The organism is Streptomyces sp. DT190 (assembly GCF_049846985.1).
Classification (GTDB): domain Bacteria; phylum Actinomycetota; class Actinomycetes; order Streptomycetales; family Streptomycetaceae; genus Streptomyces.
In genome coordinates, this window is record NZ_JBNCNM010000001.1 from 434,651 (window position 1) to 451,743 (window position 17,093).

Here is a 17,093-nt window from a genome sequence, read left to right on the forward strand (position 1 = left end):
GAGCATTACGTAGCGGGTGCAGCGTTTGACGATGGTGCTCGATGGCTGAACGGTCGTCCTGCGAGCCGCTGTTCCTCCTCCGGTGACCACCCGAGCGTCATCTCGGCGTCGGGCCGCCGGTCGCGCGAGGGCGTGCCGAGTACGCGCCTGACCACGTCGCGGTTGCCCGTGTGCAGTCGGCCTCGGATCGCGGCGCCGAAGGAGCCCGGCTTCTTTGGCGAGTACGCCACCAGGAGAGTCTTCGTCTGTCGGTGGTACATCGATGTCACGTCGTGTATCAGCGCAAATAGCGCCCCCCAGGCCTGGGAGCGGATCGCAGGCCCGGAAACGGTTCAGGATTGATAGCCGCCTTGGCCAGTGCGGGTCAGATAGTCAACCGACCTGCCGAGAGGCGGTCACTCATGTCGCTCACCAACCCTCTACCGGCACTCTCGGCTTTGGTGACGAGCGCTTCGAAGGATCTGAGACGACGGAATGTCCCGGCGTACACCCTCTGCCTCTCCAAGGGAAGCTGCAGTACCTGGAGACGTCGGATGTCGACCCGGGACGAACTGGAGGCGTGGGTGCCTGCCTGGCGCCCGTTGGCCGGTGCGCGCAGACATCCGGCGAGAAAGTGGGCATCCAGCTTCTCGGGGTCCACCCGCAAGGCGTAGAGCTGAGGGCCCAGTGCCAGCGGTGGTCCTTCGTGGACCCACGCCCTGAAGGCCCGGATCACTCCGGCTACCACGACGTCACCCTCCTCGGCGATGGCCTGGGCCGAGTCGGTGGGCAGGAGCCCTCCCGGACTGCCGTCGTGCAGGAGGTCAGCGATGGTGAGGAGGGGCACGGCGGCTCCGCCGGTCGGAGTGACCGTCTCCAGCAGTTGCTGCCCGGCGCGCAACGTCAGGGCGCCCGCTTTGACCAGGTCTCCCACCGTCGCGGTGGTCTGCGGGGTGGCCGCGGCCTCGAAGTCGAGGCTGGACAGGTGCTGCGCGTGATCGGCCAGATCCGTCAGCAATGACCCGAACTCGCCCCAGCTCGCCAGGAGTTCCGTGTGGGAAGGCTCCGCCGTCGACGCGGTGTAGCGACCTGGGGTGACGTCCACTTCGTCGTCCAGCAGGTCCAGCAAGGGGACGCGAACCGCACCCTCCGGCGGGTCTTGGTCCGGGCGGTTCAGGGTCGCGATCGCGGTGAGGACGAACGATCCGAGAGCGTCCCAGTCGGGGCTCGGTTCGCGTGATCCGGGTCGTGCGAAACGGGTGGCATCCACCAGGAGGGCGTCCTGGCTTGGTGGTGCGGTGGCAGGGTCGTCCGCTGCTGCCTGGAGTATCCACAGCTGCAAGGAGACACTGTGCGGTTGGGCGCTGCCGGGCGGCAGGGACACGACCGCCCGGAGCACTCCGGTGCGCAGCAGCGAACCGCGGATACGCCGGCCCGCCTTGCGTGACGCGACCGCCGGCGGAAGGACGGCCACCGCGACACCGCCGGGCTTGAGATGCGAGAGCAGGTGCTGTACCCAGGCCAGTTCGGGTTCGGTCCGTGGGGGCAGCCCGTGCGCCCAGCGCTGGTCGGTGGCGAGCTCCTCATAGCCCCAGTCACGTTCGTTGAACGGGGGGTTGCAGAGCGCGATGTCGGCCTTGGTGCCGGCGAAGGGGTCCTCCCGTAGCGCGTCGGCCGTGGCGACACGGGTACGGATGTCACGGTCCTCCGCGACAAACTCGAGACGGGCGGACGCCAGCGCGGCGAGCGCGGCGTCCAGTTCACAGGCGAACAGTTCCAGGCCTGGACGGTCGTACTCCTGCGCGGCCGCGGCGGCCAGGTGTCCCGTGCCGCACGCCGGATCGAGCACGGTCAGCCCGCCGTCGCCTGCGTCGCGCCGGACGGAGAGGGCGATGCGCGCCATCAGCGTGGCCAGATGCGGCGGCGTGGTGCTGAGCTGCCGGACATGGGTATCCAGCCACCGCTGCAGCAGGAATTCGAAGGTCTCGCGCGGCCCCTCCGTGCGCCCCAGCTTCGCCGCCTCGGCGACCAGGCCTCGGGCCTGCTCGGAAAGTTCGGGACGGGCGATGCGCGCCCGGGAGGAACGCATCCGGCGAGCCGCCTCGGCGACCGCCAGACCCGACTCGTTCATACTGCCCAGTGCCTCGAAACGCGGCCAGAGGAACTCTCGGCCGCCGATGCCCTTCAGCTTCCCGTTGTCCCGCAGCCACTGCTCGACCTCGGCCAGCGAGAACTGCGGGCTGACATCGGTGCCTCCGATCCGGGTGGGGAAGGAGTCATGGCGGCGGCGCCAGTTGCTCACCGCGGCTCGCCCGACGCCTGCGATCCGGGCAATCTCGGCCAGGCTGACGGGTACGACGTCGGGGGTACTCATCGATCAGTCTCCGAGGGCTGGGCGGCTGGGCTGGTCGGCGTCCCAGCGGCCGTACTGCTGGGAAGGCTACTACGCTCATTGACTGTGTTCACAGGGTCCGCGTTCCACCCTGATGTGTGGGAAATGTGGAGGTCAAGAAATATGCCGGTTCTCGCGCCAGGATTGGTGCTCTGTGACCGCTATCGGCTGGAGTCGGTCCTGGGCCGGGGCGTGATGGGGCAGGTGTGGCAGGGACGCGACCTGCCCCTCGACCGGCCCGTCGCCGTGAAGACCGTGGCCACTGAGGTGTTGGCCGTGGCGAGCAGTCGCGAGGCGGCCCTGAGCCGGTTCAGCCGGGAGACACGGGCGGCGGCACGCCTGGACCACGTGAACATCGCCACCGTCTTCGACGCGTCCCTCACGGACGACACGTGCTGGCTGGTGATGGAGCTGATCGAGGGCACCACTCTTGAGTACCTCTTCGATCAGCAGGACGACGGGCGGTTTGACATCCCGTCGGCGGTCGCTGTCACCGCCCAGCTGTGCGCAGGGCTGTCCGCCGTTCATGCGGCCGGCCTCGTCCACCGCGACCTGAAGACACAGAACATCATGGTCCGGCGGGACGGCATCGTGAAGATCCTGGACTTCGGACTCGTCAAACTGCTCAGTGACACCGACCCCCGCCTGACGGCGACGGGTGAGGGCATTGGCAACCTCTTCTGCGCGTCCCCAGAGCTGCTGTCGGGGCGGGACCGGCTGGACGGCCGCAGCGACCTGTATGCCGTGGGCTGCCTGCTGCACCACATGCTGACGGGCGAGACTCCCTTCCCCGCCCATCAGCCGGCACTCCTGGCCTCACACCATCTCGCCTCACCCCCGCCCCTCGTCGCCGACTTCGGGGTGGACGTGCCAGGCGACCTCCAGGACCTGGTCACGGCCCTGCTCGCCAAGCGGCCCGACGACCGCCCCTCCTCCGCCGCCGAGGTCTACGCGGCCCTCGCACCCCACCTGCCGGAGCCGCGCCCCGAGCTGGCCGTCACACGCACGGTGTCCGAGGACCCCCGCCGCCCGTTCCTGGTCCCGCAGGGCCCGGTGCCCCGGTGAGCCGGACCCGCCGTCCCTGACAGCAGAGAAGGGGCGACTGTATGAGCCACCTTTCTGCCCTTGGGAGGTATGGGACTGCCGTGACCAGTGAGAGAATGGCTCGTCGGCCGGATGCCGTGAGGTTCCCGGCCACGGGGCGGTGACGGGCGCGGCGGGCGCCGGGACTGGGGACGGGGCACGAATGCGGCGGAGCCTGGGGCGGTACGAGCTCACGCACGAACTGGGCCGGGGCGGCATGGGTGTCGTCTGGGCGGCGCACGACCGCGATCACCAGCGGGAAGTGGCCGTCAAGGTACTCGCGACCCGCGGCCGGGGCGCCGAGCCAAGCACTCTGGAACGCCGTTTCCTGCGGGAGATCCGCCTGACCGGCCGCCTGCGCCACCCGGGCGTCCCCGCCGTCCATGATCACGGCAACCACGAGGGCGAGCTGTACCTGGTCATGGACCTCGTCCCGGGCCGCGCCCTGGACGCCGTCCTCAAGAACGACGGCCCGTTCGCCATCGAGCGTGCCGCGGACGTCGCCCGCCGCACGGCCGAGGTACTGTCCTACGCCCACGGTCAGGGCGTCGTGCACCGTGATCTCAAACCGTCCAACCTGATGATCACACCCGACGGGGCGGTCAAGGTCCTGGACTTCGGGGTCGCCGCCGCTCTCGAGCCCGAGCCCGGCGAGACCCGCTTCACCGCCTCCAACGCCACTCCCGGCACGGTCGTCTACATGGCGCCCGAACAGGCGGTGGGTCAAACAGTGCCCGCCAGTGACCTCTACTCGCTGGGCTGCGTCCTGTACGAACTGCTCGCCGGCACACCGCCCTTCACCGACGGCAGCCCCTTCATGCTGTACCACCGGCACGCCAACGAGCTTGTCCCGCCGCTCGCCGACCGACGCCCCGACGTACCGGACGGCCTGCGGACACTGGTCGAGCGGCTGCTGGAGAAGAAGCCTGAGGACCGGCCCGCCTCCGCGGCGGAGGTAGCCGCCCTGCTCGCCGCCTGGGCGCCCCGGCCGGCTCCCGCCGCCGAGGCCGCGCCCGCTCATCCGCGCCTCGCGGAGATCGAGGCCCTGCGCCGCGCCGGCCGCCCGGCCCGCGCCCTGGAGGAGTACCGGGACCTGATGGCCGCCCCTGGTCTCGACCGCGCGGGCCTGCTCGCCGCACGAGCCGGGGCCGCCCTGTGCGTGGGCGCGCTCGGGCGCACCCGGGAGGCTCTGGATGAGCTGAAGTCGGTCCTCGCCGAACTGCGCAGCCTGCTCGGACCCGGCCACCCCGCCGTACTGGACACCCGCTACGAGATTGCCGTACTGCTGATCCGCACCGGAGACCGGCGCGCCGCCGCGGAGCTGCTGCGCCGCCTGGCTGACGAGGAAGACGCGATCCTGCCCGCTTCCGGAGCTGGGCACGGCCGCAGCAGGGCACTGCTGGAGCGGCTTCGCCGGATGGGCTGACACCTCAACCCGCTGTAGTTTTGTAATCTCTGTTCACAGATGATGCCTGAGTGTTAACCTGCCGTCGCACCGCTCCGGAGGGGAGACAGCACACTGTCTACGGACGGCGGCAGAGGACACCGAGGGGAACAGCGCCCATGACACCAGCAGCCCAGCGCGAGAGGGAGCGAACGGAGATGGAGGCGCTCCCCGAAGAGGGCAACCTGGTCGAGGTGCGCGGCCAGTCCTGGGTGGTCGCCCGTGTCGAGCCGTCCCCGCCCGCCCCCGACGGCCACGACAACCGCCGCCCGGCCACCTTGGTCCACCTCCAGTCCGTGGCCGACGGCCGTTTCGGCGACACGCTCTCCGTCATCTGGGAGGTCGAGCCCGGCCGCCGCGTCCTGCCCGCCGGCTCCCTTCCCGACGCTTCCACCGGCACCTACGACTCCCCGAACCGCCTCGCCGCGTTCCTCGACGCCGTTCGCTGGTCCGCCGTCGCCTCCGCCGACGCGAAGACCCTCCAGGCCCCCTTCCGCTCCGGCGTCGCCGTCGAGCCGTACCAGCTGGAGCCGGTTTCCCGAGCCGTCGGCGCACCCCGTGTCAACCTGCTCCTCGCCGACGACGTCGGCCTCGGCAAGACCATCGAAGCGGGCCTCGTCGTCCAGGAACTCCTGCTGCGCGGCCGGGCCCGCCGCACCATGGTCGTCTGCCCGGCCGGCCTCACCCTCAAGTGGCGCGACGAGATGGCCGAGAAGTTCGGCCTGGAGTTCACCATCGTCGACTCCGAGCACTGCGCCCGCCTGCGCCGCACCCACGGCACCGCGGCCAACCCCTTCCGCGTCCACCCCCTCACCATCGTCTCCCTGCCCTGGCTGCGCGGCCAGAAGGCCCAGCGCCTCCTCGACGAGGTGATCGGCGCGCCCGAGGAGAGCCCCGACGGCGAGCACAAGCGCTTCTTCGACCTGCTCGTCCTGGACGAGGCCCACCACGTGGCGCCCGCCGCGCCCAAGCAGGTGTACGCCGTCGACTCCCAGCAGACCAAGCTGATCCGGCGCCTCGTCCCACACTTCGAGCACCGCCTCTTCCTCTCCGCCACCCCGCACAACGGCTACCCCGAGTCGTACACGGCGCTCCTGGAACTCATCGACGACCAGCGTTTCGCACGCGGAGTCGACCCCGACAAGGAAGCGCTCAAGGACACCGTCGTACGACGCCTGAAGTCGACCGTCACCAACGCCGACGGCACGCCCCGCTTCCGTACCCGCAAGACTCTCGAACTCGCCGTCGACTACACACCGCAGGAACGCGAGATCCACCAGCTCCTCGGGGAGTTCGCCGAGCTGCGCCGCAAGAAGCTCACCTCGAAGGCCCGCGGCGGACGCCGCGCCGCCGACCTGGTGACCCTCCTGCTCAAGAAGCGCCTGTTCTCCTCACCGGCCGCCTTCCTGCACACCGTCCAGGTCTACCTGTCCCACCTGGAGGACACCGGCCCCGCACGGGGCCGCTCCGCGGCGGCCGAAGTCCCGGAGTGGCTGGAGGAGTTCGCCGACCTGGTCGCCGACCTCGACGACACCGGCCTGGTCGACGCCGAGGACGACGCGCTGACCCGCTCCACCTCGCTGACCCCGGCGGAGGACGGCCGGGAACTGGACCTGCTCCAGGAGATGGAACGCTGGGCCCTCACCCACGAGGCGGCCCCCGACTCCAAGGCCGAGACCCTGATCCGCACCCTCAAGGCCGTCTGCCGCCCCGACGGCAAGAAGTGGACCAACGAACGGGTCGTGGTGTTCACCGAGTACCGCGACACCCAGGAGTGGCTGTACGACCTCCTCCAGCAGGAGGAACTCACCGACGGCGGCCGCGTAGAGCGCCTGCACGGCGGCCTGTCCGCCGAGGAGCGCGAGCGCATCCGCCTCGGCTTCCAGACCGACCCGTCCCGCGAGGAGGGCAAGGTCCGCATCCTCCTCGCCACCGACGCCGCCGGCGAGGGCATCGACCTCCAGAACCACTGCCACCGCCTCATCAACTACGACATCCCCTTCAACCCCAACAAGCTGGAACAGCGCATCGGCCGCATCGACCGCTGGGGCCAGAAGCACGATCCCGAGATCACTCACTTCATCGGCTCCGGCTGGCAGCAGGCCCAGGCCGGCTCCTACGAAGCCGACCTGGAGTTCCTCTCCCGCGTGGCCAAGAAGGTCGCGCGTATGGAGCACGACCTCGGCTCCGTCAACGCCGTCCTCGCCGACGCCGTACAGCGCCGCATGACGGGCGACACGGCACCGGTCGACATCGAGAACGCCAAACCCAAGCCGATCAAGGGCCGCCGCACGGGCGGCGAGGTGGCACCGGAGCAGAACATCACGGTGCAGACGAAGCGGCTCGCCGACCAGTACGACGAAACGGTGACCGCGCTGGGCCTGACCCCGGCGAACGTCAAGCGGGTCGTCGACACCGCCCTGGCACTGGACAACCAGCCCCCGCTCCTGCCCTCCACGTTCCGGGCGGAGGACTTCCAGCCGGGCGACCTGTTCGAGGTCCAGCCCCTGTCGGGAAGCTGGGAGCGGGCGACCCGAGGCCTGGCACACAAGCTCCGCGAGGGTGAGCAGCGTCCGCTCACCTTCTCCCCGGCGGTGGCCGCGCAGGCCAAGGACGACGTGGTCCTCGCCCACCTCAAGCACCCGCTGGTGGCGCTCTCCACGCGCTTGCTGACGGCAGCCGTCTGGAACGCGGACCTGATCGACCTCAACCGCGTCACGGCGGTCGTCTCCGACGACCCGGCCGTCACGACCACCCTGGTCTCCGCGTACGCCCGCTACGTCCTCGTCGGCACCGACGGCACCCGCCTGCACGAGGAAGTCCTGTACGCGGGCGGCTGGTTCGGTGCCACCGGCCGCTTCCGCCGCTGGGAGTCGGTGGGCGAGCAGGGCAGGGTCCTCTCCCAGGCGCTCACCGACGGCATCGAGGCGGCCCCGCACCTCCGCAAGGAGCTGACGGAGGCCTGGCCGAAGCTCCGCGACCCGCTCTACCGCTCCCTGGAGGCCCGAGCCGCCGAACTCGGCCGCCAGCTGGAGAGCAGGCTCGCCGACCGCCGGGCGGAGGAGGAACGCCGCATCACGGCCACCCTCGACCGCTTCGAGGCCACCCTGCGCGCCAAACTCAAGGAGGAGGGAGACGGCGAAGGGGAGCAGCTGGCACTGCTGTCCACCCACGAGCTGACCGGTCACGAGCGCCGCCAGTTCGAGGACGACCGCCGCCGCTGGCAGGAGCGCCTGGAAGGCCTCCCCGCCGAACGCGAACGCGAACTCGCCGCCATCGCCGCCCGCTACCGCGAGCCCCGCTCCCACCTCTTCCCCGCCGCCGTCGTCTTCGTGATCCCCGCAAAGGAAGCCCGCCGATGAGCCCCCGCCGCACCATGACCCGTGGAGCAGCCGCCGCCAAGGCCCAGGCCACCGACGGCCGCCGGCAGCACCAGGAGTGGCTGGACCTGACCGAGGTCTCGGGCCCGTTCCTGACCATGCCGGTCCTGCTGCGCGCCTGGCCGCAGCTGGACGCCCTGGAGAAGGACGAACGGGCGAGGCTGCGCGCCCGCCACGCCGACTGGCAGACGGACACGACGGCGGGCCGCGACGAGTGGGTGGCGTACGTCCTCGGCCGCCTGCTGGAGTGGGGCGACGCGCTTGCCTTCCGCCAGGGCGAGTCGGAACACCACGGCCTGGACCGCCTGACCCTGCGGGTCGCGGAACACAACACGGCGGTCCGCCCCGACTTCGCGCTGGTCGAACCGGGCACGGACCTGGCGGCCGAGCCGGACGTGGAGTCGGCGGCCAAGCGAGTACGCCTGCTGGGGATGACCGTCCCCGCCAGTACGGCGCCCACGGCCCGCGTCGGCGGTGGCGGCGACTGGTCCGCGGCCCCCGCCGACCGCCTGGCCCGCCTCCTGCGCCACCACGGCGTACCGCTCGGCCTGGTCACCGACGGCCGCTGGTGGTGCCTGGTCTGGGCCCCACTGGGCGGCGTCACCACCACGGCCGTCTTCGATGCGATCGGCTGGAACGAGGCGGCGGAACGCAACGTCGTGCGCGCGTTCGTGTCCCTGCTGCGCCGCCGCCGGTTCTTTGAGTACGACGACGCCGAGACGCTGGTGGGCCTGCTGAAGGCAAGCCTGGCGGCGGGCGAGGACGTCACCGAGGCACTGGGCATCCAGGTCCGGCAGGCGGTCGAGCTGCTGGTGGACGCCATAGGGCGGGCGGACGTACGGGCGGTCGAGCACGGGGCGCCGGGCCTGCACGCGTCCGGCGTGAGCTCGGGCGAAGTGTACCGGGGCGCGGTGGCCGTGATGATGCGCGTCGTGTTCCTGCTGTTCGCGGAGGAGCGGGGGCTCTTGCCGGCGGACAACGAGGTGTATGCGCGGTCCTATTCGGCTCGATTTCTGCGCGATGAGCTGAAGGCGCGGGCGGACGAGGAGGGCGAGACGTCGCTGGAACACACGACGTCGGCCTGGCACCGCCTGATCGCCCTGTTCCAGGCGGTTCACGGGGGAGTGGACCACCCGGGTTCGGGCTTCCACCTGCCGGCCTACGACGGCTCGATCTTTGACCCCGATAAGTACCCGTGGCTGGAGCGCACGACGCCCCTGCTCCCCATCGACGACCGCACGGTCCTGCACATGCTCCAGGCCGTGCAGGAGGTCCGCGTCGGCAAGGGCAAGGACCGCGAGGTCCGCACGCTCAGCTTCCGGGCGCTGGACGTCGAGCAGATCGGGTACGTGTATGAGGGCCTGCTGTCGTACGACGGGCGCAGGGCCACCGAGCACATGGTGGGCCTGATCGGCCCGGAGGGTCTTGAACACGAGGTCCCGTTGCGCGAGTTGGAGTCGCTGGCGGCGAAGGCGGCCACGTCGTCGGGGACATCGGTGAAGGTGCTGGCCAAGGCGATCCACGACAAGTGGAAGGACCCCAAGCCTCCGGCCACGGTGGGTCAGTTGGAGAAGAAGCTGGCTCCGCTGGGCGCGGAGGATGCGGCCGAGGCCCGGCGCCGGCTGAACGCGGTGACGAAGGACGCGGTGCTGACGGAGCGGCTGCTGCCGTTCGTGGGCATCCTGCGGGATGACCTGCGGGGCCTGCCGACGGTGATCCCGAACGGGGCGCTATACGTCACGGAGTCGTCCTTGAGGAAGAACACGGGGACGCATTACACGCCCCGCTTCCTGGCGGAGGAGGTCGTGCTGCATGCGCTGGAGCCTCTGGTGTACGAGCCGGGGCCGCTCCAGACGGCGGACACGGGGGAGTGGCGGCTGAAGTCCTCGGAGCAGATCCTGGACCTGAAGGTCTCGGACATCGCGATGGGTTCTGCGGCGTTCCTGGTGGCGGCCTGCCGCTATCTGGCGGACCGCCTGATCGAGGCGTGGGAGTCCGAGGGTCGCGCGGACGCGATGACGTACCGCGCGGGGCGGGCCGTGGACGCGGTGACGGCGGCGGACGCGGAGCAGGACCCGGTGGTCGTCGAGGCCCGGCGGCAGATCATCGAGCACTGCCTGTATGGCGTCGACATCAACCCGATGGCCGTGGAGATGGCGAAGCTGTCGCTGTGGCTGGTGTCGATGGACCCGGGGCGGCCGTTCACGTTCCTGGACGACCGGTTGGTATGCGGAGACTCGCTGCTGGGCGTGCACAGCATGGAGCAGATCCAGTCCGTGCATATGAAGCCGGGGCAGCAGGCCGACATTCTGGCCGAGCAGGCGCGGAAGTTGGTGGATCAGCTGACGCGGGAGCGGTTGGCGATCACCGCGATCAAGGGCGTGGACCTGCCTGCGCTGCAGGAGAAGCGGGAGCGGCTGGAGGAGGTCAACCGGCATTCGCGGCGGCTGCGGCTGGTGGGGGACCTGATTGCGGGGGCCGCGCTGGCTACTTGTGCTTCGGGGCGGGTGCCTTGGTACGAGGAGGAGGGCGGGGAACGGGTTCGGGATCTGTTTCCGCGGGCTGCGTGGATCGTGCGGCAGATCGTTGAGGAGGGGGTTGAGGACGACTCTGAGGTGGTGAGGGGGGCTCGGGTTACGGCGGAGGAGTGGTTGGGGGTTGAGCTGCCGGAGGGGGCGTTGGAGCGGCGGCCGGTGCATTGGCCGTTGGTGTTTCCGGAGGTGTTCACCAAGCGGGACGGCTTCGACGCGATTGTGGGGAACCCGCCGTTCCTGGGTGGGCAGAAACTCACCGGCGCAATGGGCGAAGCCTATCGTGAATACATGGTGGATAGCCTGGCCGGAGGGAAAAGAGGAAGTGCGGACCTGGTGGCGTACTTCGAGCTGCGCGCGCATGGTCTGTTGAACCGTGGTGGACAGACCGGCCTGATCGCCACGAACACCCTTGCGCAAGGGGACTCCCGGGAAGTGGCGCTCGATCGGCTGGAGCGATCTGGTGTCGTTATTCGCAGGGCCGTCAAGAGTGCACCTTGGCCCTCAAGCTCTGCAGTCCTGGAGTACTGTGCTGTATGGACCAGTATGCGGCAACTATCTGCAGAGGCAGTTCGTGTGCTGGATGGAGAAGCCTCGCCGAACGGGATCTCTACCTCGCTGAATCCGGCAACGCGAGAGCCCTTCTGGGCTGAGCGCCTGGCCGGAAACCGGGATATTTCATTTCAGGGCTCCATCGTCCTGGGGCTCGGCTTCACTCTGTCGGCGACCGAGGCGCGTAACTGGATCCTTGAGGACCAGAAGTATGCAGACGTACTCTTCCCGTACCTAAACGGAAAGGTGGTTAATGGGCGACCTCGCCATGACACCGAGCGATGGGTCATCAATTTCCATGACTGGAGCGAAGAGAGGGCAGCCGGTTACGACAAGGCATTCAGGCAAATTCTGACTCTGGTGAAACCGGATAGGCAACGCCGCAAACCGAACGGTGAATACGTGCTCAGGAAGCCGCTTCCTCAGCGCTTTTGGCAGTATGCCGAGAAGCGTCCTGCCATGACTGCCGCACTTGCCCCTCTTCGGCAATGTATTGTCATGGCTCAGGTCAGTAAAGTAGTGATGCCGGTCCTTGTTCCCACTGGCCAGGTGTTTGATCAGAAGTTGGTCGTCTTCGCCTCCGACGATCTCGCACTTTTGGGTTTCTTGAGTAGCTCGGCGCATTACTGGTGGGCGCTTAATCGAAGCGCGACAATGAAGGCAGATCTCAGCTACAGTCCGACGGACGTCTTCGAAACCCTTTCTCCCCCACCGTTCACAAGCAGACTCAATGCGGCGGGTGCCCGGCTTGACGCCTACCGTCGGGACCTGATGCTCGCACGTGACATGGGTCTTACTGCCACCTACAACCTGCTCCACAGTCCGGACTGCAAGGACGAGGACATCCTCGAGCTACGTCGAATCCACGAGGAGATCGACCGAGCAACCGTTGAGGCGTACGGCTGGCACGACCTCTCGGACGACTCCGGGCAGACCCAACCGGCAGACCCGACCCATGAGACGGCCCCCCTCGACCACGGCTTTCATGAGACGGATCAGGGGACCCGGTACACCATCGGCCTCCTCGCACGAACCGAGATCATCGACCGTCTGCGCCAGCTAAACCACCAGGCGTACGCCGACGAGGTCCACCTCGGACTGCACAAGGGTGTGACTGAAAAGAAGGCGAGGGAGAAGCACCCCGACCTGCCCCCGCCCTCTCCTGAGGCGATCCGGAAGCGCAAGGAGCGGCTGGCTGCGCGAGGTGGGTCGGATTTCGGTAAAGGCGCCGAGGGCGCCCTGTTCTGAGCGACAGATTGACAATGGGCTCGCGCACGTCACTGTAAGTGACGTGCGCGAGCCCATTGTTCCGCTCGAAACCTTACTCGGCCCTACTGCACCGCGAGCGCCACGAACGCCGCCCACTCACCCCGGCCAACTCGCAGTACCGGCCCCTCGCCCAGAGCCTTCGAGTCCCGTACGTACGGCTTCCAGGCCAGCAGCCACCTCAACGCAGTCGCCGCCCCCCGACCCGCTGTAGCTGCTCTTGAACCAGCGCAGCCCGCCGATGTCCTCGGATACCTGCTCCACGTTCATGTCTCTCCCACCAGCCGTTCGATGAGCCGCGCAGACTCGACGGCGTTCAGAGCCTGCGATCGCAGCTTGCCATACCGCAAACCGAAGGCGCTGACGTCCGCTTGATCTTGTACGACGCACCCGACTTCCTGAGATTCGATGTATCCAAGGTGCTGGTGCTCCTTGGTCTCCAGCAGCACGAACGGTCCGTTCAGGCCGGAGTGGAACCCAGAACCGGCAGGCATGACCTGTACTTCTACGTTGCGCGACGGGCCCACCTCCAGCAGGTGTTGCCACTGGCCACGCATGACCTTTGCGTCGCCCACGGGATTCCGCAACGCCTCTTCAGCGATGATGAACGACAGCTCGGCGAGCGGCACCCGTGTCAGCAGCTTCTGCCGACTCAGTCGCCCTTCCGTATGCTGCCGGCGAACACCGCCCGCGCGTACCCCTCCGTCTGCAACAAGCCCGGCACCAGCAGCGGATCGTAGGAGAACCGGCTCAGCGCCTCGGCCTCCAGCAAGGCGAAGTTCCGGAAGAACCGAGGCAACTTCGCCCGGTCCACCTCGTCCTGCAGAACCTCCAGAACCCCATCCGCCTCCAACACCCGCTCTGCCGCCACAGTGAACGCCGCCTTCGCCGGCCGCCGCCCCTGCTCGACCGAGGCGACCTGCTCCAACGAGTAACCGATGGCATCCCCGAGCTGCTGCTGGTTCAACCCGGCCCGCTTCCGCAGATGCTGGAGCAGCACCCCGTACGCCGACCACACGCCCGGCAGATCCGGCGTCTCCTCCTTGGCCCTCGACGCCCGACCGCTCCGCCCGTCCCGTACCGCCTTCACACGCTCACGCCCTTCCGTGCCGACGTCCACCCCGCACGCCACCGGGCCATGTTCAACGGGGCCCGAAGCAAGGTGGCACGACCAGAACTCGTACAACGCCCGTACAAGCACCCGTACAACCAAGCCAACGGCCAGCCGCTCACCCCGTACGGCAAGGACGACGTACGGCCGTCGTACCTGGTCAGCGAACCACTCGCCCGCCCACGCTTGCCCCGTGACACGACATCAGCTCAGTGACGAGGCGCGCCCGCCCCACACCCCCACCCACCACCTGACCCTGCGCTTCAGCAGCACCAGACGCGGCGCCCGCCTGGCACGCCAGCTCGCCGTGCAGCAATGCACCGAGTGGACAGACCTTCCGTACGACTCGGACCCCGCCCGAACCGTCGCCCTCATCACGGCCGAACTCGCGGCCAACGCGATCCGCCACGGCAGCCTCCCTGGCCGCGACTTCCGCCTCGCGCTGCTGCTCCTGCCGCACAGCCTCCGTATCGAGGTGACGGACACCCGCCCAGAACGCCTGCCACCGAACCCGGCAACCCTGCTCCTGCCCACCGACGTCACCTCGGGCCGCGGCCTACTCCTCGTCCAGGCCTACGCGGACCACTGGGGCTGCACGGTCAACGACGCGTACACCAAGACGATCTGGGCGGAGATCAACACCAACGGCGAGGCCCCTCCGAAGGCCGACCACCCGGCATGCGAGACATGACAGGTCGGCGCCCGGTCCGCGCTACGTCACCCACGTCAGGCCAGTCGCCTGCCATAGGCGAACAGCGCGGCCTCCACCTGGTCTGGGAGGACCCCCACCCTTCGCGCGTGGTCATGGACGAGAGACAGGTACCGGCCGTAGCGCGGCGTTGTCCAACCGCTCGTGCGCCACTTCTCGCCGGTGTCGGCCGCCCGCAGTGCCAGCGCGACGTAGCGGTCCAGGATCAGCGGGCGCCACGCCCCCACGCACTGCTCATGACCGGCGAAGTACAGCACCTTGGTGAAGAACGCCGGGCCCAGGAACTTGATCCGGCTGTCGTTGTTGAAGGCGTAGTACGCGGCGATGGCTCCCTCCTCCCGGAGCAGGCCCAGCGCGGCTTCCAGACGTGCGTCGATGTCCCCGGCCGAGTTCTCGGCGAAGACGCGTGCGTGCCGCGCGACCGACCGGGCTTTGGTACCTGTGCCCCAGACCAGCGCGGCGGTCAGTAGGTGTCGGCGGCCCTCTGTTGTGTCGGAGCGGCGGGCGATGCAGAACACTGTGCTCCGGTCGACCCTCGGGCGGCCGGCCGCCGTCGGGCAGGCGTCGAGTTCAGCGGGCCACCAGTCCGGACCGGGCAGGAGAGGCAGCCAACGAGCCCGGTCGAACGGAATCGCCTGACCGAGCACCTCGTCACGGTCCGGAAAAGTGCTTCGGGCGGGCATCAGATCCACCTTGGCTGACTGCACGTTCCGAGTGTTGCGCAGGGCAGGATCAACCGTCCATGGTGAGCGGCGAGCCACGCGACGCGGCCATTCCGAGGGCAAGCTTGTGCCGGGGGCGGCTTTCGCCGCTCCACCAGGCCTGTTGCGGGATACGGATCTGGGCGGCCTCCCGACCTCGGATGCCGACGACTGCCGAGCGTATGCCACCGGCCGCAAGAACGTTGTTCCGAATGCGCTAAGTGGACGTTGTGTCTTGTGAACTCAGCGCACAAACTGCATACTTGGCAGCGATCAATTACCGCCCGCCTTCTCCACAGGCAGGCACGCGTGCCCGGGGGGCGTGTGTGAGCGGCCCAGACGACAGTCTGGCGCGGACGGCCTTCATGCGACTTCAGGCCCACGACGTATCAGGCCAGGAAGGCAGGGTCCCGATCGTCAGAAGACCTCGACCTCCTACAAGTCCAACGAAGGACTGACTTTTACCGCGTCGCCGACGACGGAGAAAGGGTGCCGGGCTCGGATGCCGGCTTCATAGCGGCGCAAGAGCAGTGCGCCCTGGTCCTATCCGGCCCGGCACCGCTCTCTCCCGCCAACGGAAAACCTCGACCCCCTGCCCGGCGATCGCCGCGCGCACCCCGACTACCCACAACTGCCAAAAGCCACTTCAGGAGCGGGCGATGGACAACGAGATTCAGCTGATCAGTGACGATGATGGACTGATGGTCATCGGCAACGCGGCGGATATCGACCGCTTCCTCATCGCGGAGGGACTGTCGTCGTCGAAGGACCTCGGACCGCAATGGCTCAAGTCTGTCTTCGGTGCCGGGGCCGCGGTCGCGCAGGCAGGTTCGGAGTTCGCCGCCGAATCCGGTCGCTGGGTGAAGCTGACTCCGAAGTCGGCGCAGCTCGTCAAGAAGTACGGGCTGAGGGAAAGCTCGAAGACCGGCTTCAGCACGGGTGTCGTGAAGGGGCAGAAGGGCCAGATCAGGGGATTCGTGGAGTTCGTGAAGGGACCCCGATCGTTTCTGACCAACCCGGCGGCTCTCGCCAATGCCGCGAAGCTCATGTCGCAGGTTGCGATGCAACAGAGCATGGACGAGATCACCGACTATCTCGCCGCGATCGACGCGAAGGTCGAGGACGTGTTGCGCGCCCAGAAGGACTCTGCGCTGTCCCGCATGATCGGAGTGGGCCTCGTCATCGACGAGACCATGACCATCCGCGAGAAGAGGGGCAGGGTCGACGACATCATGTGGTCGAAGGTGCAGGACGCGCCGACGGCGATCGCGGAGACCCAGGTGTACGCCTTGCGTCAACTCGACGCGATCGCCGAAAACATGGAGCGGCAGTCCAAGATCGGTGATCTCGCTGGGACGGCCAAGCAAGCCGAGTCCGCGGTTCGGGAGTGGCTCGCTGTGTTGGCCCGCTGCTTCCAACTGCAGGACGCGATCACCGTGCTCGAGCTCGACCGGGTGCTGGACGCGTCTCCGGAGGAGCTGGACGGGCATCGCCTCGGACTGAAGGCTGCCCGGAAGGACCGGCTGGACCTCATCTCGCTGAGCACCGAGCGTCTGGTGGCCCGGATGAATGCGGTTGCCGGCACGGCCAACGCGAAGGTGCTGCTGCACCCGACCAAGTCCCCGGCTGTGGTCCAGTCGAGCAATCATGTCGCGACCTGCGTCCATGACCTCCACGGGCGGCTCGGTATTGAGTCCGGTCGCCGGTCATCGGAGGCGAGACGATGGGTGGACGCGGTCGTGGAGGTGAGGGACAAGGCGCTTGAGACGGGAGCGAAGCGCGTCTATGCCGCCAGAAGTCTCGGAAGCGAGACCCTCGACCGGGCCAGCTCGGTCAAGGGCAGGCTTGCCAGCGAGATCGCCGAGCGGGCGCGCCGTCGGCGCGGGGACGGGGACGGACGCGACGAGGGAGGCTGAGTGAGCGCCGGAATCGCAACGCAGCCGGT

Annotated in this window: 8 protein-coding genes and 2 pseudogenes; 6 read left to right on the plus strand and 4 right to left on the minus strand. The window is 68.6% G+C overall.

All coding sequences use genetic code 11. The features are described 5' to 3' along the window. Positions 1-364: 364 nt before the first annotated feature. A complete protein-coding gene (locus tag ACPXCS_RS01880; RefSeq protein WP_425946138.1) occupies positions 365-2,353 on the minus strand; it encodes an N-6 DNA methylase in 1,989 nt (662 codons plus the stop codon). Positions 2,354-2,494: 141 nt separating this feature from the next. On the opposite strand from ACPXCS_RS01880, the gene ACPXCS_RS01885 reads away from it, so the two are divergent. The 4 genes from ACPXCS_RS01885 (at position 2,495) to ACPXCS_RS01900 (ending at position 12,609) form a co-directional block, all read left to right on the plus strand. Further along, on the plus strand, positions 2,495-3,436 hold the full coding sequence (locus tag ACPXCS_RS01885) for a serine/threonine-protein kinase (RefSeq protein ID WP_425946139.1): 942 nt from the start codon (positions 2,495-2,497) through the stop codon (positions 3,434-3,436). 181 nt (positions 3,437-3,617) lie between these two features. Continuing rightward, positions 3,618-4,880: a protein kinase domain-containing protein gene (locus ACPXCS_RS01890; RefSeq protein ID WP_425946140.1), complete on the plus strand. Its 1,263-nt coding sequence runs from the start codon at positions 3,618-3,620 to the stop codon at positions 4,878-4,880. A 137-nt stretch (positions 4,881-5,017) separates the two neighbouring features. Next, positions 5,018-8,260, plus strand: coding sequence for a DISARM system SNF2-like helicase DrmD (gene drmD, locus ACPXCS_RS01895; RefSeq protein WP_425946141.1), 3,243 nt, complete (start codon positions 5,018-5,020; stop codon positions 8,258-8,260). Continuing rightward, a complete protein-coding gene (locus ACPXCS_RS01900; protein WP_425946142.1) occupies positions 8,257-12,609 on the plus strand; it encodes an Eco57I restriction-modification methylase domain-containing protein in 4,353 nt (1,450 codons plus the stop codon). The genes drmD and ACPXCS_RS01900 overlap by 4 nt, the downstream gene beginning before the upstream one ends. Positions 12,610-12,692: 83 nt before the next feature. Here ACPXCS_RS01900 and ACPXCS_RS01905 read toward each other — a convergent pair. Next, a pseudogene (locus ACPXCS_RS01905) lies at positions 12,693-12,897 on the minus strand (DUF397 domain-containing protein). After that, positions 12,894-13,717: pseudogene (locus ACPXCS_RS01910) on the minus strand (helix-turn-helix domain-containing protein). Before ACPXCS_RS01910 ends, ACPXCS_RS01905 begins: the two co-directional pseudogenes overlap by 4 nt. A gap of 214 nt (positions 13,718-13,931) precedes the next feature. On the opposite strand from ACPXCS_RS01910, the gene ACPXCS_RS01915 reads away from it, so the two are divergent. Then, positions 13,932-14,429 carry an ATP-binding protein gene (locus ACPXCS_RS01915; RefSeq protein ID WP_425946143.1) on the plus strand — a complete coding sequence of 166 codons (498 nt, stop codon included), beginning with the start codon at positions 13,932-13,934 and terminating at the stop codon, positions 14,427-14,429. 35 nt (positions 14,430-14,464) lie between these two features. Here the strand turns inward: ACPXCS_RS01915 and ACPXCS_RS01920 are convergent, their stop codons facing one another. Next, on the minus strand, positions 14,465-15,154 hold the full coding sequence (locus ACPXCS_RS01920) for a hypothetical protein (RefSeq protein ID WP_425946144.1): 690 nt from the start codon (positions 15,152-15,154) through the stop codon (positions 14,465-14,467). Positions 15,155-15,807: 653 nt separating this feature from the next. Between ACPXCS_RS01920 and ACPXCS_RS01925 the strand changes: the two genes are divergently transcribed. Then, positions 15,808-17,064 (plus strand): hypothetical protein, encoded by a 1,257-nt coding sequence (locus ACPXCS_RS01925; protein ID WP_425946145.1) that lies wholly within the window; start codon positions 15,808-15,810, stop codon positions 17,062-17,064. Positions 17,065-17,093 lie beyond the last annotated feature (29 nt).

Excerpts from the sequence above, each read along its gene's own strand:
- ACPXCS_RS01890 (WP_425946140.1), top strand. The coding sequence starts at position 3,618 with ATGCGGCGGAGCCTGGGGCGGTACGAGCTCACGCACGAACTGGGCCGG.
- ACPXCS_RS01885 (WP_425946139.1), top strand. The coding sequence starts at position 2,495 with ATGCCGGTTCTCGCGCCAGGATTGGTGCTCTGTGACCGCTATCGGCTG.
- ACPXCS_RS01880 (WP_425946138.1), bottom strand. The coding sequence starts at position 2,353 with ATGAGTACCCCCGACGTCGTACCCGTCAGCCTGGCCGAGATTGCCCGG.
- ACPXCS_RS01900 (WP_425946142.1), top strand. The coding sequence starts at position 8,257 with ATGAGCCCCCGCCGCACCATGACCCGTGGAGCAGCCGCCGCCAAGGCC.
- drmD (WP_425946141.1), top strand. The coding sequence starts at position 5,018 with ATGACACCAGCAGCCCAGCGCGAGAGGGAGCGAACGGAGATGGAGGCG.
- ACPXCS_RS01925 (WP_425946145.1), top strand. The coding sequence starts at position 15,808 with ATGGACAACGAGATTCAGCTGATCAGTGACGATGATGGACTGATGGTC.